The 18,701-nt window shown below is 71.2% G+C and carries 13 protein-coding genes; 4 read left to right on the top strand and 9 right to left on the bottom strand.

Annotated features, from left to right (window positions below; all coding sequences use genetic code 11):
- Positions 1–26 precede the first annotated feature (26 nt).
- Together OHB41_RS33345 and OHB41_RS33340 are read right to left on the bottom strand one after the other, a co-directional pair.
- Positions 27–2,165 (bottom strand): glycogen debranching N-terminal domain-containing protein, encoded by a 2,139-nt coding sequence (locus OHB41_RS33345; protein ID WP_266702070.1) that lies wholly within the window; start codon positions 2,163–2,165, stop codon positions 27–29.
- Between the two features lie 290 nt (positions 2,166–2,455).
- On the bottom strand, positions 2,456–4,096 hold the full coding sequence (locus OHB41_RS33340; RefSeq protein ID WP_266702068.1) for a DUF4192 domain-containing protein: 1,641 nt from the start codon (positions 4,094–4,096) through the stop codon (positions 2,456–2,458).
- 133 nt (positions 4,097–4,229) lie between these two features.
- On the opposite strand from OHB41_RS33340, the gene OHB41_RS33335 reads away from it, so the two are divergent.
- Positions 4,230–6,410 (top strand): RecQ family ATP-dependent DNA helicase, encoded by a 2,181-nt coding sequence (locus OHB41_RS33335; protein WP_266702066.1) that lies wholly within the window; start codon positions 4,230–4,232, stop codon positions 6,408–6,410.
- Positions 6,411–6,633: 223 nt separating this feature from the next.
- Entirely contained in the window at positions 6,634–7,269 is a 636-nt protein-coding gene (locus OHB41_RS33330; RefSeq protein ID WP_266702064.1) for a hypothetical protein, read from the top strand.
- Between the two features lie 972 nt (positions 7,270–8,241).
- Here the strand turns inward: OHB41_RS33330 and OHB41_RS33325 are convergent.
- The 3 genes from OHB41_RS33325 to OHB41_RS33315 form a co-directional block, all read right to left on the bottom strand.
- Positions 8,242–8,865: a hypothetical protein gene (locus tag OHB41_RS33325; RefSeq protein WP_266702062.1), complete on the bottom strand. Its 624-nt coding sequence runs from the start codon at positions 8,863–8,865 to the stop codon at positions 8,242–8,244.
- 68 nt (positions 8,866–8,933) lie between these two features.
- On the bottom strand, positions 8,934–9,635 hold the full coding sequence (gene rnhB / locus OHB41_RS33320) for a ribonuclease HII (RefSeq protein WP_266702060.1): 702 nt from the start codon (positions 9,633–9,635) through the stop codon (positions 8,934–8,936).
- Between the two features lie 82 nt (positions 9,636–9,717).
- Complete coding sequence (locus tag OHB41_RS33315) at positions 9,718–10,341, bottom strand: TetR/AcrR family transcriptional regulator (protein ID WP_266702058.1); 624 nt, start codon at positions 10,339–10,341, stop codon at positions 9,718–9,720.
- Positions 10,342–10,597: 256 nt separating this feature from the next.
- Between OHB41_RS33315 and OHB41_RS33310 the strand changes: the two genes are divergently transcribed.
- Entirely contained in the window at positions 10,598–12,145 is a 1,548-nt protein-coding gene (locus OHB41_RS33310; RefSeq protein WP_266706328.1) for an MFS transporter, read from the top strand.
- Positions 12,146–12,585: 440 nt separating this feature from the next.
- Here the strand turns inward: OHB41_RS33310 and OHB41_RS33305 are convergent, their stop codons facing one another.
- From OHB41_RS33305 to OHB41_RS33295, 3 genes are all read right to left on the bottom strand, one after another.
- Positions 12,586–13,491: an ADP-ribosylglycohydrolase family protein gene (locus tag OHB41_RS33305; RefSeq protein ID WP_266702056.1), complete on the bottom strand. Its 906-nt coding sequence runs from the start codon at positions 13,489–13,491 to the stop codon at positions 12,586–12,588.
- Positions 13,481–14,164 (bottom strand): histidine phosphatase family protein, encoded by a 684-nt coding sequence (locus tag OHB41_RS33300; protein WP_266702054.1) that lies wholly within the window; start codon positions 14,162–14,164, stop codon positions 13,481–13,483. Before OHB41_RS33300 ends, OHB41_RS33305 begins: the two co-directional genes overlap by 11 nt.
- A gap of 105 nt (positions 14,165–14,269) precedes the next feature.
- The gene (locus OHB41_RS33295; protein ID WP_266702052.1) at positions 14,270–14,875 is read right to left on the bottom strand and encodes a YdbC family protein; all 606 of its coding nucleotides are present in this window, start codon (positions 14,873–14,875) and stop codon (positions 14,270–14,272) included.
- Between the two features lie 158 nt (positions 14,876–15,033).
- Here OHB41_RS33295 and OHB41_RS33290 point away from each other — a divergent pair, with 158 nt between their 5' ends.
- Positions 15,034–15,567: a TerD family protein gene (locus tag OHB41_RS33290; protein WP_266702050.1), complete on the top strand. Its 534-nt coding sequence runs from the start codon at positions 15,034–15,036 to the stop codon at positions 15,565–15,567.
- 154 nt (positions 15,568–15,721) lie between these two features.
- Here the strand turns inward: OHB41_RS33290 and OHB41_RS33285 are convergent, their stop codons facing one another.
- Positions 15,722–18,622 (bottom strand): vitamin B12-dependent ribonucleotide reductase, encoded by a 2,901-nt coding sequence (locus OHB41_RS33285; protein WP_266702048.1) that lies wholly within the window; start codon positions 18,620–18,622, stop codon positions 15,722–15,724.
- Between the last annotated feature and the right edge of the window lie 79 nt (positions 18,623–18,701).

Below are 18,701 nucleotides of genomic sequence, written 5' to 3'. Positions count from 1 at the left end.
CACGGTCCGAGGGAGCCACCGCGAGGTCAGACTCCCAACTGCAGCCCGTCGGCGGCCTCCTCGACCATGGTGAGGCCGAGCCTGCTGACGCGCACGGAGAAGGGCGCGCCCGCGATCCGCAGTCCCGTCAGCCCGATCTCACCGAGCGGTGCGCTGCCGACCGGACGCAGCGTCACCGTCCCCGCAGGGGCGTCGGGGCGGATGCCCGCGACGGCGGTGACGAGCAGCACCGCGGCGGCGGCCGCGGTGGCGGCGGGGCGGCAGGCTGCTGGATGCGGCACCGGGGCGCCTCCCTGGGTGCGCTGCTCGCCCGCGTACATCTCGGGCAGCCGGTGTCCGAAGGTCTCGGCGGCCGCCAGGAGCCCCTGCAACAGTGCGCTCGCCTCTTTCTCGTGGCCGGCGGCGAACAGCCCCGCGACGGCGACAGCGGTCTCGTGGACCCGCACGGCGCCGCTGCGGTGGCCGAAGGGGTTGTACGCCGCCTCCTTGGCGTCGAGGCTGCGCAGCCCCCAGCCCGAGTCCATGGCGGGGTCCGCGAGCGACCGCGCGAACCGCTCGGTCCGAGTCTTGTCCAGCAGCCCGGGGGCCAGGGCTCCGGAACCGAGCAGTCCCGTGTCCAGGAGGTGGACGGTGCCCGCGCCGAGCTGCGGCACCGGGCGCCCGTCCGGGCCGCGGGCTGCCGCGGGTCTTCCCTCGCCCCTGTCCTCGACCCAGAAGTCCTCGTGGAACGCCGCCCGCAGCTCCTGCGCCCACTGCCGCAGCCCCGGGCCGCCGGGCCGGCCGGTCTCGTCGAGCAGTTCGGCACCCAGCACGGCCGCGCGGTGGGCATGGGCCTGCGTCTCGCAGCGGAACGGGCCGCCGGGTTGCGGGTCGGGCAGGTAGGTGCCGTCGCCCACGGTGGTCCGCAACCAGGCGAGGCACCGCTCGGCTGCGGGCAGCAGTTCCTCGGTCACCTGCTCCGCCAGCCCCCAGCGCCGAGCCTCCGCGAGAAGGGCGGGGAACAGCAGGGTCGCTTCGGTCGCCGTGCATCCCGGCGGCAGATACGGACCCGCGTCCCGGCGCGGCCCGGGGATCAGGCCGGACCGCGCTCCCTGGCCGGCGATCTGGGTACGGGCGAGGGTCCGCAGGGTGCCCGCGGCAAGGCGGGTGCCGAGCGGCAGCGTCATCCGAGCCGCGGCGAGTGCGTCGGCCGGTGCCAGGCCGCAGCGCCACGGCGCGCCCGCCGCGAGGTGCGCGTCCGAAGGATGCGCGGGGTCCCGCAGCAGCAGGGCTCGCAGGTCCTCCACGCCGGTGTGCAGGAGCGCCTGGATCCTGGGGTCGTCGCCCACGGCCCGTGCCTGGGCCAGCGGGCTCGTCGCGCCTCGCCCCACGGCTCTGTGGGGCGAGGCGCCGTCGGGCCGTACCCGCAGCTCGACGGTTCGCGTGCCGCCGGGCGACAGTTCGAACTCCCAGCGGAGCAGTCCCGCGGAGGCCAGGGCGTCGGCGGGTGGCGGGTCGGCGGTGACGGCCGAGTCCCCCGTGGCGCAGGTCCACCGGAGGCCCGAGTCGTGGACGGTGGCGGACAGTTCGGGCCCCGCTCGGCCCGAGGCGACCGAAGCGAGTTCCGCGAGGTCCGTGCCCAGGGCGACCTCCAGCGAGAGGCGCAGCGTGCGGGAGGCAGCGCTGTGCAGGACGATCCGCTCCGTGCCGTCCGCGCTCCTCGTCCGTTCCACGATCACGTCCGGATCGGGGCCCGAGTCGGTGGACGCGCGCACCGTCCCCACGAAGCGGGCCCGGTCGGCGCCGATCATCCGGGCCTGTACGGGGAGCGGTTCGCGCCCTGACACCTTTACCTGGCAGCGGGACAGCATCCGCCGGCCCGCGCGGTAGAACCCGTCCAGCCCGCGACCGGTCAGCTGTCCCTGCTCCGTGGAGATCGCCAGTCCTGGCAGGGCCACGCAGATGAGCGCGGTGTGCACGGGAGGCAGGTCCGTGGTCCGGCGCGGAAAGGGAACGGGTGCCGGACGGGCCGTGGAGGCACCCGCCGTCGCCGCGAAGGGACTCGATGCGCTCTCCGCTCCTGCGAACGGAGATGCCGAACCGCCTAGGCGGTCGAGGTGTCGGGCGGGGCCGCGTGACTGCGGGAGGTCGACGTCGGGTTCGGAGGGCGGGTTGGGCATGGGCATGCGGCTTCCTCCGCGGTCGGTGCGCTGCGGGCGCGCTCGGCGCCGGGTCGGGGGCTCCGGAGGGTCGGGGGCGTTCGGCGGCGCGGCCCGGCCGCGGGTACCGCCACACAGGTGAACGGAACGGCCCTGCTCCGAGTCACGCCCTCGTTGCCGGAAGCCGACCGAATGGCGGCGTGGCGGGCCGCCATCCGTGACGGGGAGGCTGACGGGTTGACGGAACACGCCGGCGATTCGCTGGGCGGACAAGGGAGCGCACGCCCCTCCTCCAGGGATCCGGTCGGAGCGACCGCTCATGTCTCCTCCCCCACACCCTGACGACCACCTTCGCGGCGAGCCCGCGCCCGATCACTCGTCCGCCCGAACGCCCGCGCCGGTCCGTCCCCGGTGGGCGAGGTGTCCTCGGCGGGCCGGACAGCTGGCAGACCGCGCGCCCCGAGAGAGCGGCGGCTCGGTCGCGTTCCCCCGTGCCCCGCCGGTCGCGCCCTCCGCCGACGGCGGGCAGCCGCCCCGGAGGGCCCTGCCGTGACGCCGGACGATCCGGCAGGAGTCGATGCTCCCGATTCCGGTGCCGGCTCCGCGGCGTCGGGTGGTGCCGCGTGGTCGCCTCCCGACGGCCGTCCCTCTTCCGCCCCCGGCCGGCCGGTGCGCTCCGCGCGCAGGCAACGGCGGATCGACTCGGGGTCCAGTCCCTCGTTGCAGGCCTGATGCAGAAGCCGCGCGAAGAGGTAGTCGGGATCGGCGCCCAGTGCCATGGCCAGGGCCTCCCGGGCCTCCAGTTCGTCACCGCTCGACCAGGCGACCCATCCGGCGAGGGCGAGAGGGGCCGCGGCGTGCTCTCCGTAGGAGCCGACGCAGCGGCGGGCCAGCGCTCGCCAGAGACGCAGGGCAGGCCCTGCCTCGTCGCCCTCCATCCACTCGGCGGCTCGGTCACGGGTCGTACGGTCCTGAAGGCCGAGGATCAGGGTGGCGGCCTCCTCGGCTGTCAGGAGTCCGTCGTCGCGGAGGTCGGCCGGACGGATGCCGGAGACGGGCGGGGCGGCCGCGAACCGCTTCAGGAGCCGTCGCGCCTGTTCGAGAGTCTCCTCGGACAGGGCCGCGCGGCTCTCGTCGTCGAGGATCCGGGGGATCAGAGTCCTGTTCGCCGCGTCGAGCGCCGTCTCCTGGTCCACGGCGGCCCCGCGCTCCCAGGGGACGAGGCGAGCCGTGAGCTCCCGGAGGGATCCGCGCACCTGAAGGCCCGCGTAGGTCGCCGCGGCGGCGAGGACGGAGGTGCCGGGCAGGCCCATGGCCTCCCCCTCGGGCGAGCAGCATCCCTGGCCTGGGCAGCAGTACGACCAGAAGCGGCCGTCGGAGATGCAGAGGGCCTCGATCACCGGGACGTCGAGGCGGCCGCAGGCCGTCCGCAGCAACTGGGCGAGCGGGCGCAGACGCTCCATGACGTCCCGGCCCGACTCGCCACTCCCGGGCTCCTGGCAGAGGTACGCGACCATGCCCCCGGGCCGGGCACCTCTGCGCTCGCTCCCCTTCACCAGCCCGTGCGCCAGTTGCTCGGCCACGGACGGCCAGTCGTCCGCCTGGGCCGGGATGCCGAGCCGCGCCCGCCCGCCGAAGCGGCCCCGCTTCTCCCCGTCGTGCAGGGCGGCGAGCACGATGCTGTCCTCCGGCCGGTACCCGAGCAGGTACGGCAGGGCGTCCGCCAGCTCGGCCGGTGTCCGCAGGGTGACCTGGTGCCCGACGGGCAGATCGCGTCCGTCGTGCCCGGACCGCTTCTCCCACCCTCCGCCGCGGGTGCCGTGGGCGCCGTACTCGTCATGTCCGCCGCGCGCACCGCCGTCATCGCGTCCGCCAAGCGCACCGTCTCCCCCGTGCCCACCGCGCCCGCTGATGTCACTGTCGCCGGACGCACCGGCCGCTTCGCTGTGATTCGTCATGCCGTGACCATCCCGCGGATCCCGAAATCCCGCTTCGACCTGTGGATAACCATGGCCATGACCACGACACAAGTTGTCCACAACGCGGCGGCCTCATTCGCGCGATGTCCGACTCATCGGGTTGCATGGGGCCATGACCAACGAAGACCCGCGACCCACGTCCGGCGAAGACCTGCGCATCGCGGCCGATGCCGTACTCGCCCGCCTCGTCGGCGCCCCGGCGGGCAAGGCCCGGTTGCGCGAGGACCAGTGGCGCGCCATCGAGGCCCTGGTGGCCGACAAGCGCAGAGCGCTGGTCGTGCAGCGCACCGGCTGGGGCAAGTCCGCGGTGTACTTCGTCGCGACCGCGCTGCTGCGCGAGCGGGGTGCCGGGCCCACCGTCATCGTCTCCCCGCTCCTCGCCCTGATGCGCAACCAGGTGGAGGCGGCGGCCCGCGCCGGCATCCACGCGCGAAGCATCAACTCGTCCAACACGGAGGAGTGGGAGACCATCCAGGCCGAGGTGGCCGCGAGCGAGGTCGACGTGCTCCTGGTGAGCCCCGAGCGGCTCAACAATCCGGACTTCCGCGATCAGGTGCTGCCCAAGCTGGCGGCGGCGACCGGCCTGCTCGTGGTCGACGAGGCCCACTGCATCTCCGACTGGGGGCACGACTTCCGGCCGGACTACCGCAGGCTGCGCACGATGCTCGCCGATCTCCCGCCCGGCGTTCCCGTCCTGGCGACCACGGCGACGGCCAACGCGCGCGTAACCGCGGATGTGGCCGAGCAGCTGGGCACGGGTGCGAGCACGGACGCGCTGGTCCTGCGCGGACCGCTGGACCGGGAGAGCCTGAGTCTCGGCGTGCTGCAGTTGCCGGACGCGGCCCACCGGATGGCCTGGCTCGCCGAGCACCTCGGCGACCTGCCGGGTTCCGGCATCATCTACACGCTCACCGTGGCCGCGGCCGAGGAGGTCACCGCTTTCCTCCGCCAGGCCGGGCACACGGTGGCGTCGTACACAGGGAAGACGGAGAACGCGGACCGGCAGCAGGCCGAGGAGGACCTGCTCGCCAACCGGGTCAAGGCCCTGGTCGCCACGTCGGCGCTGGGCATGGGTTTCGACAAACCCGACCTCGGATTCGTGGTGCACCTGGGCTCCCCCTCCTCTCCCATCGCGTACTACCAGCAGGTGGGACGCGCGGGCCGCGGCGTGAAGCACGCCGAAGTGCTCCTGCTGCCGGGCAAGGAGGACCAGGCGATCTGGCAGTACTTCGCGTCGATCGCCTTCCCTCCGGAGGAGCAGGTGCGCCGCACCCTGGACGTCCTGGCCCGCGCCGACAGGCCGCTCTCGCTGCCCGCCCTCGAACCCCTGGTGGAGCTGCGCCGGTCCCGTCTGGAGACGATGCTCAAGGTGCTCGACGTGGACGGAGCGGTACGACGTGTCCAGGGCGGCTGGATCTCCACAGGCGTTCCCTGGACGTACGACAGCGAGCGCTACGCGTGGGTGGCCAAGCAGCGGGCCGCCGAGCAGCAGGCGATGCGCGACTACGTCTCGACGACCGGCTGCCGGATGGAATTCCTGCGGCGACAGCTGGACGACGAGCGAGCCGCTCCGTGCGGGCGCTGCGACACCTGTGCGGGAGCCCGGTTCGAGGCCTCCGTCTCCTCGTCGGCACTCGACGCCGCCAACGGCGAGCTGAGCCGCGCGGGTGTCGATGTCGAGCCCCGCAAGATGTGGCCGACGGGCCTGCCCGCGGTCGGCGTCGACCTGAAGGGCCGTATCCCGGCGGGCGAACAGGCCGCATCGGGGCGCGCCCTGGGACGGCTCTCGGACATCGGCTGGGGCAACCGGCTGCGTCCCCTGCTCGCTCGCCAGGCCCCCGACGGACCCGTGCCGGACGATGTGGCGAAGGCCGTGGTCGGTGTGCTGACCGACTGGGCGAAGGGGCCCGGCGGCTGGGCGTCGGGGCGGCCCGACGCGCAGCCGCGCCCCGTGGGCGTCGTCACCATGGCGTCGCGCACGCGTCCGCAGCTGATCCAGTCGCTGGGCGCACGGATCGCGGAGATCGGCCGGCTGCCGCTGCTGGGGTCCGTGGAGTACGTCGGCGAGGCCTCGCAGCTCTCGCGGAGCAACAGCGCTCAGCGTCTCAAGGTTCTCGACGGGTCACTGACCGTGCCTCCCTCATTGGCCGAGGCACTCCGAGCGGGGGCCGGCCCGGTGCTGCTCGTGGACGACGCGACGGAGACCGGATGGACCCTCGCGGTCGCCGCGCGACTCCTCCGCCGGTCCGGGGCGCAGGGAGTGTTGCCGCTGGTCCTGGCCGTACAGGCGTGAACCAGGTGTCGTCATCACCAACAGAGGGCAAGGATATAAACGGCGTATAGCAAGAATCCGGTCGGTGGCCCCAATTGCTCGTTGCCGCAACCAAGTTCGACAGGAAGAATTGAAGTCCGCTCCCCGCACGGCTCGCCCGTGGTCCGGTAGGGCTCTGCCGCGACGTGCGCTCCCCCAAGTCCGACCCCGCCCGCAGTGCGGGCGCGTAGCCGAAGGGAGGACCGTGACCTTCGGATTCGCTCCGTCCTCGGCGTCATCCATGTCGACGTCTGCCGATCTGTCCGCCGCTTCCGCCAACCCACTGGCCCGCATGCTCGAACCCGCCGAATGGGCTGCCGCGGGCATTCCGCTGCTGCGCAATCCCCGTGAGGTCGTCAGTGGTCTGCACGCTCGGCACCGGCCCAGACCGGCGACGGCGATCGTGGCTGTCCTCGACGCGGAAGAGCGGCTGAGGGCGAGTGCCTCGTTCGTCCGGCGGCCGACTCCGGCCGACGGCTGGATGTTCCGCAACGCCCTGCTCGCGCAGTTGCGCCGGGTCATCCCGCACGACCTGCGGCGGCGCACCCCGGTGCGTACGGCGGTCCTGCTCTACTGCCGTGAGGGCGACGCGCGTTGGACACAGGAGGACGGGGCGTGGATGTGGGGGCTGCGTGACGCGTGCACCCTGCACGGGCTGCGCTGCGGGGCGTACATCACACTGACGCACGACGGCTGGCAGGTTCTCGGCGAGGGCCGGGGTGGACGTCGTCCGAACGCGGACTCACCGCCGGAGCCCTTCGCCTTGGCCGAGGCACCGCCGCCGTTGCCGCGCACCGGAGGCGTCGCGTCGGAGGTGCTGCGTCGGGCGGCCGCCCGCTGACCTCAGACGTCTCCGGCACCGTCGGGCACCCGCGCGCCGCCGGACACCCGCGCGCTGTCGGTCGCCCGGCATCGGCCGCCTGACCGGCAGCCTCCTGAACGGGCGGCCACCAGCCGGGCGCCGCGCACTCGATGGGAAGTCACCGCGTGGGAGGACGCCGCCCGGGGCGGGCAGGCCACCCCCCGCACCCCTCCCGCGCCACCGCGACCGCCCGGCGGCACATGATTCGGCCAGCTCGGAGCAGCTCAGGACGTACGGAAAGCCGTCTGGGAGCGGGCGGGGCCACCGACGGTCCGTTCGTCGACCGCAGTTGTTGTCGATCAGCCGCACCGGATGTCGGACGGCGTACCCGATGTCGGACGGGCCGCCAACCGCCGGCCACGACAGACATGCCGCCCCTGTGGGCGTCCCTCTGTCGGCGAACCGCACACGGACTAGCTCTGGTCGACCCGCTGGCCGCCGCCCGCCGTCCCGCCCGTCGACCGGTCGGCGCCGGCACACACGGGGCGCCCCATCCGCGAGGGTCTCCACGGACCTGCGCCCCGTCTCCGGAACGGCACGACAACGGCGTACGCCAGTGAGCACTCCGTACTCGAGACCCGCGCTCGACAGCGAACCCGACACCCGAGCCAGCAGGCCGCACCGGCAACTGGCGCCTGACGCCCGGCACCCACACCCGCGCACCCACACCCGCGTACCCACAATTCGGGCACCCCCGATCCGGAACGTCGGGCGACAGGACACCCTCGGAACCGCAGCCGGAAGCGTCCTGGGAACCACGGCGAAAGGTGTCCGGGGAGCCGTCACCGCAATCGCGGCGCGACCGCGGCGCACACACGGCGATCTGCGGGCACGCCGAAACGGTCACCTCGCGGACGTCGGCACGCCGACGTCACCACTATGCGGCGCCTCCGAGTGACGCGGCGCCTCCGAGCGAATCCCGGACGGCCTCGGACGGCCTCCGGGATCCGTTCAGACTCCGGCGCCCAGAACCGAGTTGATCTGCTGCGGGTCGCCGCAGACGATCAGCAGGGTGCCGGCCCGGCCGAGGGCCAGCGGCAGGGCGGTGGCGACAGCGTCGGACCCGCCGTTGACGGCGAACACGACGACGGGACGGGACGTGGCCCGGGCCACGACGGAGGCATCGGCGTAGAAGACGTCGTCGCCCGCGTCGTGCTGAGCCCAGTAGGCGGTTTCGCCGAAGGAGAGCTCGTGCGCGGCCCACGGGTGCGGTTGGCCGGTGGTGATCACCAGCACCTCACCGGGGGCACGGCCCGACTCCAACAGCAGATCGACCGCTTCTTCGGCGGCGTCCAGCGCACCCTCGGCCGAGGCCGGGATCAGCTGGATCTGCGGGGTGGCGGCAGCGGGTGCGGCCGCCGGGACGGACGACCCCGGCGCGGCCACGACCGGCTCGCGCGGGGTGCGTTGGGCCGGCATCGGCCGGACAGGTCCCGGACGTCCGGGACGCGGCGGAGCCGCGGGACGGGGACCGGGTACGGGACGAGGGGTCGGCGCGGTACGGCCACTGGCCGGAGTCGCGCGGGGACCCTGGGCACTCTCGTGAATCTGAGGCTCCTCGGGAATGAGAGGCATGAGCTGATTTTTATCAAACGCCGGTGCGACTCGCGTCGGCGGGTGGCACATGAGTGCGAGCGGAACCGTCAGAAATCGAAGCCGAGCTGCCCCTCGATCTCCGGACCGCTTCCGTCCGCCCAGCCGCGGACCTTCTTGAGGTGCCGCCACTGGGGCAGCGCATCAAGATACGCCCATGTCAGCCGGTGGTACGGGGTGGGGCCCCGCTCCGCCAGTGCGGCCTTGTGCACGGGAGACGGATACCCGGCGTTGGCCGCAAAACCGAAGTCTGCATGGTCGACACCCAGTTCGGCCATCATTTTGTCGCGCTGAACCTTCGCGATCACCGAGGCCGCCGCGACGGCCACACAGGACTGGTCACCCTTGATCACCGTGCGGACCCGCCACGGCGACCCGAGATAGTCGTGCTTCCCATCGAGGATGACCGCGTCGGGCCGGACGGGCAAGGTCTCCAGGGCCCGCACTGCCGCGAGGCGCAGGGCCGCCGTCATCCCCAGCTCGTCGATCTCCTCCGGGGAGGCATGCCCCAGGGCGTACGACGTCACCCACTTCTCGAGCTCCACGGCCAGGACGGTTCGCCGCTTGACGGTGAGGAGCTTGGAGTCGGTGAGACCTTCGGGGGGACGGCGCAGCCCCGTGACCGCGGCGCAGACGGTGACCGGGCCGGCCCATGCACCGCGGCCCACCTCGTCGACACCGGCGATGATCTTCGCTCCGGTCGTGGCGCGGAGGGAGCGCTCGACAGTGTGGGTGGGTGGTTCGTACGGCATGGCGCCCTCAGCCTACGCCGCCCGGAGCCCCTCGCGACACCAGGGTTTGCCCAGGCGACCAGGGCTCCGCCTCGCACCCGGTTCAGCCACCGTCGCGCCGCAGCAGCGGAACCATCAGCTGGTCGATCATCTCTTCCAGATCCCGCTCGCCCCATTCGCTCGCGCACACCTTGGAGCGGTACATCATCATCGCCGGAATGGCGTCGAAGACGTACGCGTTCGCGGCGTCCGGACGCACCTCTCCCCGCTCGATACCGCGGTGGACGATGTCCTGCAGCAGGTGCGTCGTCGGCTCGATGACCCCGCCGAGAATCACGCCGTGGAAGCGCTCGGCCTGGGCCACGTCGCATTCGTGAAGTACCGAACGCAGGGCGAATCCGGGCTGCGAGTACATCGCCTCCCGCACCAGCCGGCACAGCTCCAGCAGGTCCTCCCGGACACTCCCCAGGTCGGGGGCCTCGGTCAGGCTCGGCAGTCCGGCCTTCAGCGCGTCCGCGACAAGATCCTCCTTGGAGGGCCAGCGACGGTAGACCGCGGCCTTTCCGGTCTGGGCCCGCGCGGCGACACCCTCCATGGTGAGGCCGCTCCAGCCGACCGTACTGAGCTGCTCCAGCGTGGCCTCGAGGATCGCGCGTTCGAGCACAGCACCGCGTCGGCGCAGGGAGGCCGCCTGAGCGGGGGCGGCCGTCCAACGCGAAGTAACCATCTGAGTGTCTCCGTTGCGCGAGGAGGCGGGCGGACTGGGGTGGGGTCCGTCCGAGGTGGAGCCGGAGGCGGGACCCCCCTGGGGGGAGGGCCGCCCCGGTCGGGTGCGGTCGGTGAGCTCGGTACCGCTGCGGGCGGCCGAGTGACGTCACGAGGCAGCGAGTTCAGTGAACGCTTGCGTTCACTGTCGGGGACTCACTACCGTTGACGCGGCAGTGAACGCGAGCGTTCACTAACGCACTTGTGGGGGACCCATGGTGACAACCTCTCAGTTGATTCCGGATTCGAAGCCAGGAGCGGCCCGTCGGGAAGGACATCCCGGCCTCGCGCTCGCCGTCATCGCGGCCTGCCAACTCATGGTGGTACTCGACGCGACGATTGTGAACATCGCCCTCCCGCATATTCAAGACGCGCTCAATTTCAGCACGACCGACCTGACCTGGGTGGTCAGCGCGTACACCCTCACCTTCGGTGGCCTGCTGCTTCTCGGCGGCAGGGCAGGTGACATCCTCGGTCGCCGCCGGGTCTTCATGACCGGCATCCTGCTCTTCACGCTCGCCTCGCTGCTCGGCGGACTCGCCCAGGAACCCTGGCAGTTGCTGGCGGCGCGCGCCCTTCAGGGCGTGGGTGGCGCGATCGCGTCGCCCACCGCTCTGGCGCTCATCACCACGACCTTCCCCGAAGGCCCGGAACGGAACAGGGCCTTCGCCGTGTTCGCCGGGGTCTCCGCGGGCGGTGGCGCGATCGGGCTCCTCGCGGGCGGCATGCTCACCGAGTGGCTCGACTGGCGCTGGGTGCTCTTCGTCAACGTGCCCATCGGTGTGCTGATAGCCGTGCTCGCGCCGATGTACATCAACGAGTCCGAGCGCCATCCCGGACGGTTCGACATCGCGGGCGCGCTGACCTCGACGGCCGGTATGGCCACCCTCGTGTACGGATTCATCCGCTCCGCGGCGGAGGGCTGGCGGGACAGCCTCACCATCGGGTCGTTCGTCGCGGCACTTCTCCTGCTGCTGGCCTTCGCCTTCACCGAAACCCGGGCGAAGGAGCCGATCACCCCGCTGAAGATGTTCGCCAACCGCAACCGCTCGGGCACGTACGTGATCATGCTCAGTCTGGCCGCGGCGATGTTCGGGATGTTCTTCTTCATCGTTCTGTTCGTGCAGAACGTGCTGGGTTACACCCCGATCCAGGCGGGCCTGGCCTTCCTCCCGGTGACGGCGGCGATAGGCATCGGCGCGGCTCTCTCGCAGCGGTTCCTTCCGGTGCTGGGGCCCAAGCCCTTCATGATGGCCGGTTCCGCCCTCGTCGCGATCGGGCTCGGCTGGCTGACCTTCATGAGCCCCGACAGCACCTACGTCGGCGGGATTCTCGGCCCGATGCTGCTCTTCGCCTTCGGTATGGGTCTGAACTTCGTGACCCTGACCGTCACCGCGGTCTCCGGCGTGGACCAGCGCGAGGCGGGCGCCGCGTCCGGGCTTCTCAACGTCACGCAGCAGGTGGGCGGCTCGCTCGGTCTCTCCATCCTGACCACGGTCTTCGGCTCCGCGAGCCGGGACGAGGCGAAGAAGCAGGTGCCGAAGTTCCTGACCGGCTCCTCGCCGGAACAGAAGGCGGAGTTCGCCAAGACGCATCAACTGCCCGCGCCCTGGGGCCACGACGTGCTCGCCCACGGCATCTCGACGGCCTTCGTCCCGGCCGTCGCGATGGCCGTACTGGCCCTGATCACCGCCTCCGTGGTGATCCGCGTCCGCAAGAGCGACCTGGACGCCCTCGCCGGCACGGCGGGACCGGCCGGAGTCTGACGAGGAGAGCCGCGGAGGCCGGGCCCGGTCCGGGGAAGACCGGTGCGGTCCACGGTCCGGCCTCCGCAGCGCACGGCACGGCAACGCGCCGCGCATCACGGACACACGACGACATCGCGCCACCGCACCACACGGCAGCACGCCACACGGGACCGCCTCACATCACGGCAGCACACCCCACGGCTCCCCCGCACATCACCGGCACACGACGCCGAGCGCCCGCACCTCACCGGCCACACGACACCGAACCGCCGCACCTCGCGGCAGAGCGCAGGACCGAGCCCCTCACACCAGGGCGACCCGCGACACGGCACCCCCGTACATCACGGACAGGACGGGACACCGTTCCAAGGGGCCCGCGCGCGGATCCAGGGGGCGCGGGGACGCCTCACATCCCATGCGCAGGGGACGGGGCCATGGAGGTGATGGGGACACCCCGCCTACGCCGCGACAGCCATCCACTGCGGCAGGCTCTCCGTCCGTGCCACCCACTCCCCCGGTGGCGTCCCCGCCTTCCCGGAGGCGACCACCCCGCCGACGATGGCACAGGTCGTGTCCATGTCGCCGCCCACCTGGGCCGTCGCCCAGAAGGCCGCTTCGTAGTCTCCGAGGGTCCGAGCCGCCGACCAGAGCGCGAACGGCACCGTGTCGTGCGCCGTCGTGCGCCGCCCGCATCCCAGTACGGCCGCGACCGTCGCGGTGTCCCCGTAGTCGAGCATGTCCCGGGCCCGGCGCAGCCCCGCGCCCACGGCGCTGCGCGGCACGAGCCCGATGACGCCGTCGAGCAGCGCCTCGGGGCTCGGTGGCCCCGCCGGGTCGGCCGCCAGGGCGGCGGCCGCGGCGACGGCCATGGCGCCGACGACGGCCTCGCGGTGCTGGTGGGTGGGGTACGCCGAGATCTCCGCCTGGTGGACCGCCTGCTCGGGGTCGTCCGCGTACCAGGCCCCCAGGGGGGCGATCCGCATCGCCGCGCCGTTGCCCCACGAGCCTTGTCCCTTGAAGAGGGCGGAGGCCAGCTGTCGCCAGTCGCCGCCTTCCCGGACCTGCCGCAACAGCCGGTTGACGGCGGGGCCGTAACCGCGGTCGAAGTCGTGGTGCTCGGCGAAGGAGCGGGCCAGCTCGTCCTGGTCGATGCGGCGGTGCCGGGACAGGACGGCCACCACGGAGGAGGCCATCTCGGTGTCGTCCGTCCACTGCCAGGTGCCGGGCGGAAGGTCGCGGCGCTTGAGCAGCGGGTAGTGCGCCGGCACGAAGAACTGTGAGCCCAGCGCGTCCCCCACCGCGAGTCCGCGCAGGCTGGCCAGGGCGCGGCCCATGCGTGCGTCGGGAGAGGTGTCAGCGGTCATCGCCCTGCCACTCTATCCCGCTGACCCCGTACGGCTCCGGATCACGCCAGCGCTCGAACGGGCGGTCGAGGGTGTACTTGTCGTCGTCGCCGAGAACGAGCATCCGCATCTCCGCGTTCCCCGGATTCGACAGCGCCTCGAACTCGGCGACCGTCCAGTGGAACCAGCGCATGCAGAACAGGCGCATGGCCAGACCGTGGGTCACCAGGAGCACGTTCGGCGGGTGGTCGGGCGCCTCGAAGCTGCGGTAGAGGCTCTCCAGGAAGCCGCCGACCCGGTCGTACACGTCGGCGCCGGACTCACCCTGGGCGAAACGGTAGAAGAAGTGCCCGTACGCATCCCGGTACGCCTTCTGAAGGCGCACGTCGTCGCGGTCCTGCCAGTTGCCCCAGTCCTGCTCGCGCAGCCGGGGCTCCTCGCGCACCCGCATGAGCTCGGGGTCGAGGTGAAAGGCACGGAGTGTCTCGTGCGTACGCCGGTACGGGGACACGTACACGCTGACACGCTCCCGTCCCAGCACCTCCCGCAACCGTTTTCCGGTCTCCTCGGCCTGCTGCCACCCCTTCTCGGTGAGCGGCAGAGCGTGGTCGGGTTCGCGTTCGTACACGGTGTCATCCGCGTTGCCCGCTGACTCGCCGTGCCGGACAAGGACGATGCGCCGTGGTCTTACCATGCCAAGACCCTAATTCGGGTGATGGCCGATCGAGCACTCGTACGGGCTCCATACGGCGCAGATCACACGCGTCCCCCACCTCGGACACGCATGGTCACCACGCCTTCAGACGGTCCAGGCGGGTTCCAGCGCCACTATGTCGCCCGCGAGGGCCGCGACGTCGGTCTCCGTCTGGGCACGCAACGTGAGCCGTTCGACACGCTCGGCGCGGTACTTGCCGTGCTCGGCGGCCGACAGCCACATGGACAGGATCAGGAACTCGTGGCCCGGCGCCTCGCCGAACAGGCCCCGCACCATGCCGGGGGAACCGGCCATCGCCGGGTTCCAGACCTTCTCCTGCATCAGCGCGAAGTGCTCGGCCCGTTCCTCGTGGACATGACAGTGGGCCACCCTCAGCAGGTCGGTGTCCGTGAAGCGCGGTTCGAACCCGGTCTTCACATCGAACCGGTGATCGAAGAGCTTGACCTGCGCGTCCTTGAAGGTCCCGGCCTGAGCGGTGGCGAGCCGATCGTGCGAGCGGGCCATGAAGGAGTCGTAGAAGGCACGGCTCTCCCAGAAGGTGAAGAGGTGCGCCACTCCGGGCCGCCCCCGGCTCCAGCCCCCGCCCTGTCCCCGGAATCCCGGCTCGCCCAGAAGCCCCGCCCACTTTCGCTGCCCGCGCTCGAAACCGCGGCGGTCCACCACGGTGCAGCGAATCCAGTTGACCAGCACCGCGCCATCGTAAGGCCACGGAGCGTGGCGTTGGTCACGCTCCGGCGGAGTGCGCCCGCGCGAGCGCTCCCGCGCGCGTGGCACGATGGACAACCGAACCTGACCGCACAGCAGTTGGGGCAGGAAGCGGACGGAAATGCGGGGAGGGGGAGATTCGGATGAACGGTCTCAACAAGGGGATCCGTAAGGTCGAGCTCGCGGTGAAATGGGACCCCAGTCCCGTCGGCGAGCCCGCGACCGACCTCGACATCATCGCGGCGACCTACGGGGCGGACGACCCGTACGGAAGTCCCGCCTACGTGGTGCACTTCGACAGCCGCTCGCCGGACGGCACGATCTACCTCAACCGGGACAGCAAGGACGGCAAGGGCTTCGGCTGGGACGAGGTCATGACCCTGGAGCTGGACCGCCTCAACAGCCGCTACATACGCGTGGTGGTCGGCGTCCTGATCCAGCAGCGCTCCGGCCACAAGGCGTTCGTCGGCGTGCTCAACCCCGGTCTGCGCATGCGCGAGGGCTACACCGTCCTGGCGGAGGACAACTTCGGCGATGTCCTGGCCGCGACGGCCGCGACGGTCGGCGAGTTCGTCCGCGACGACTCCGGGGAGTGGACCTTCCACCCGGGGATCCACGGCTACGACACGACCCCGGCGGCGTTCCCCGCGATCATGGGCCGTCGGCACGAGTCCTGAACCGCACCCGACCGGAAGCGGCCCACTCACCACGGAAACGGGCCACCGCGCGGGGAGACGGCCTTCCTCGTAGGGAAACGGCCCTCTCCGTAGGACCCGAAGAACGCCGAAGGGCGGCACGACCGGTGGTCGTGCCGCCCTTCATGTCGTCCGGTCAGCTGCAACCGCTGGTCGAACCGCAGCCCTCACAGATGTAGCAGGAACCGGCCCGCTGCATCTTCGTGCCGCAGGAGAAGCACAGGGGGGCGTCCGCCTGGATGCCCAGCTGCATCTCCACCAGTTCGGCACTGGTGTGAGCCTGCCTCGGAGCGGGCTCGGCCACCGCGGCCTCGGCCACGGGGGCGGCGACGGCCTTCAGTTCCTGCGCACGGGGCGCGGACTGGGCGAGGCCCTCGACGTCCATGTCGACGTCGTCCATCGACGGTTCGTAGGAACCCGTCTCCAGATGACGCTGCCGCTCCTCGGCCGAGTGGATGCCGAGCGCGGAACGCGTCTCGAACGGCAGGAAGTCCAGCGCCAGGCGGCGGAAGATGTAGTCGACGATCGACTGCGCCATCCGCACGTCCGGGTCGTCCGTCATGCCGGCCGGCTCGAAGCGCATGTTGGTGAACTTCGAGACGTACGTCTCCAGGGGCACGCCGTACTGCAGACCCACGGAGACCGCGATCGAGAAGGCGTCCATCATGCCGGCGAGGGTGGAGCCCTGCTTCGACATCTTCAGGAAGACCTCGCCGAGACCGTCGTCCGGGTAGGAGTTGGCGGTCATGTAGCCCTCGGCGCCGCCCACCGTGAAGGAGGTGGTGATGCCGGGACGGCCCTTGGGGAGGCGCTTGCGGACCGGGCGGTACTCGACGACCTTCTCGACCGTCTCGCGGATGGTCGCCTCGGCCTTGGCGGTGACCTCGGTCTTCTCCTTCTCCTTGGTCTTCGCGGAGAGGGGCTGGCCGACCTTGCAGTTGTCGCGGTAGATCGCGAGCGCCTTGACGCCCATCTTCCACGCCTCGAAGTAGACCTCTTCGACGTCCTCGACGGTCGCCGTCTCCGGCAGGTTGACCGTCTTGGAGAGCGCGCCGGAGATCCACGGCTGGATCGCGGCCATCATGCGGACGTGGCCCATCGCGGAGATGGAGCGCTCGCCCATGGCGCAGTCGAAGACCTCGTAGTGCTCGTGCCTGAGGCCCGGGGCGTCGACGACATTGCCGTTCTCGGCGATGTGGGCGACGATCGCCTCGATCTGCTCCTCCTGGTAGCCCAGGCGCCGCAGGGCCTGCGGGACCGTGCCGTTCACGATCTGCATCGAGCCGCCGCCGACCAGCTTCTTGAACTTGACCAGCGCGAGGTCGGGCTCGAGGCCGGTGGTGTCGCAGGACATCGCGAGACCGATGGTGCCGGTCGGGGCGATGACCGAGGCCTGCGCGTTGCGGAAGCCGTTCTTCTCACCGAGGTGCAGCACGTCCTGCCAGGCCTCCGTGGCGGCGGCCCAGATCGGCGTGTCCAGGTCGTCCACCCGCACGGCCACGGCGTTGGCGTCGGAGTGCTGCTTCATGACGCGCTGGTGCGGCTGCGCGTTGCGGGCGTAGCCGTCGTACGGGCCGACGACCGCGGCGAGCTCGGCGGAGCGGCGGTACGAGGTGCCGGTCATCAGCGAGGTGATCGAGCCGGCGAGGGCACGGCCGCCGTCGGAGTCGTACGCGTGACCGGTCGCCATCAGGAGGGCGCCGAGGTTGGCGTAGCCGATGCCCAGCTGACGGAAGGCGCGGGTGTTCTCGCCGATCTTCTGGGTCGGGAAGTCCGCGAAGCAGATGGAGATGTCCATCGCGGTGATGACGAGCTCGACGACCTTGGCGAAGCGCTCGACCTCGAAGGACTGGCGGCCCTTGCCGTCGTCCTTCAGGAACTTCATGAGGTTCAGCGAGGCGAGGTTGCAGGACGTGTTGTCCAGGTGCATGTACTCGCTGCACGGGTTCGAGCCGTTGATACGACCGGACTCCGGGCACGTGTGCCACTGGTTGATCGTGTCGTCGTACTGGATACCCGGGTCGGCGCAGGCCCAGGCGGCCTCGGCCATCTTGCGGAAGAGCGACTTGGCGTCGACCTCCTCGATGACCTCTCCGGTCATGCGCGAGGTGAGGCCGAACTTGCCGCCCTGCTCGACCGCCTTCATGAACGCGTCGTTCACACGGACCGAGTTGTTGGCGTTCTGGTACTGGACGGACGTGATGTCGTCGCCGCCCAGGTCCATGTCGAAGCCCGCGTCGCGCAGGGCGCGGATCTTCTCCTCCTCCTTGACCTTGGTCTCGATGAAGTCCTCGATGTCGGGGTGGTCGACGTCGAGGATGACCATCTTGGCCGCGCGGCGGGTGGCGCCGCCCGACTTGATCGTTCCCGCGGAGGCGTCGGCACCGCGCATGAAGGAGACGGGACCGGAGGCGTTGCCGCCCGAGGAGAGGAGCTCCTTGGAGGAGCGGATACGGGAGAGGTTCAGGCCGGCGCCGGAGCCGCCCTTGAAGATCATGCCCTCTTCCTTGTACCAGTCGAGGATCGACTCCATGGAGTCGTCGACGGACAGGATGAAGCAGGCGGAGACCTGCTGGGGCTGCGGCGTCCCGACGTTGAACCAGACGGGGCTGTTGAAGCTGAAGATCTGGTGCAGGAGCGCGTACGCCAGCTCGTGCTCGAAGATCTCGGCGTCGGCGGGCGAGGCGAAGTACTTGTAGTCCTCGCCGGCCTTCCGGTACGTCTTCACGATGCGGTCGATGAGCTGCTTGAGGCTCACCTCGCGCTGCGGGGTGCCGACGGCACCTCGGAAGTACTTGCTGGTGACGATGTTGACCGCGTTCACCGACCAGAAGCCGGGGAACTCGACGCCACGCTGCTCGAAGTTGACCGAGCCGTCGCGCCAGTTGGTCATGACGACGTCACGGCGCTCCCACTCCACCTCGTCGTACGGATGCACGCCGGGGGTGGTGTGGATGCGCTCGATGCGCAGCCCCTTGCTGGCCTTGGTGCCCTTGGCGCGGGAACCTCGTGCCGGACCGCTCGCCGTCTCTGTCATGCCGCCTCCCTGTATCAGGCTAAAACGCCCTGAAGTGCCACGTTCTTCCCATGGCACATTGTGTGTCTGATGCTGCGCG

Source organism: Streptomyces sp. NBC_01571, assembly GCF_026339875.1.
GTDB lineage: Bacteria > Actinomycetota > Actinomycetes > Streptomycetales > Streptomycetaceae > Streptomyces.
This window is presented reverse-complemented; position numbering and strand designations above follow the sequence as displayed.

Excerpts from the sequence above, each read along its gene's own strand:
- OHB41_RS33315 (WP_266702058.1), bottom strand. The coding sequence starts at position 10,341 with ATGGTTACTTCGCGTTGGACGGCCGCCCCCGCTCAGGCGGCCTCCCTG.
- OHB41_RS33340 (WP_266702068.1), bottom strand. The coding sequence starts at position 4,096 with ATGACGAATCACAGCGAAGCGGCCGGTGCGTCCGGCGACAGTGACATC.
- rnhB (WP_266702060.1), bottom strand. The coding sequence starts at position 9,635 with ATGCCGTACGAACCACCCACCCACACTGTCGAGCGCTCCCTCCGCGCC.
- OHB41_RS33335 (WP_266702066.1), top strand. The coding sequence starts at position 4,230 with ATGACCAACGAAGACCCGCGACCCACGTCCGGCGAAGACCTGCGCATC.
- OHB41_RS33290 (WP_266702050.1), top strand. The coding sequence starts at position 15,034 with ATGAACGGTCTCAACAAGGGGATCCGTAAGGTCGAGCTCGCGGTGAAA.
- OHB41_RS33345 (WP_266702070.1), bottom strand. The coding sequence starts at position 2,165 with ATGCCCATGCCCAACCCGCCCTCCGAACCCGACGTCGACCTCCCGCAG.
- OHB41_RS33285 (WP_266702048.1), bottom strand. The coding sequence starts at position 18,622 with ATGACAGAGACGGCGAGCGGTCCGGCACGAGGTTCCCGCGCCAAGGGC.
- OHB41_RS33325 (WP_266702062.1), bottom strand. The coding sequence starts at position 8,865 with ATGCCTCTCATTCCCGAGGAGCCTCAGATTCACGAGAGTGCCCAGGGT.
- OHB41_RS33305 (WP_266702056.1), bottom strand. The coding sequence starts at position 13,491 with ATGACCGCTGACACCTCTCCCGACGCACGCATGGGCCGCGCCCTGGCC.
- OHB41_RS33300 (WP_266702054.1), bottom strand. The coding sequence starts at position 14,164 with ATGGTAAGACCACGGCGCATCGTCCTTGTCCGGCACGGCGAGTCAGCG.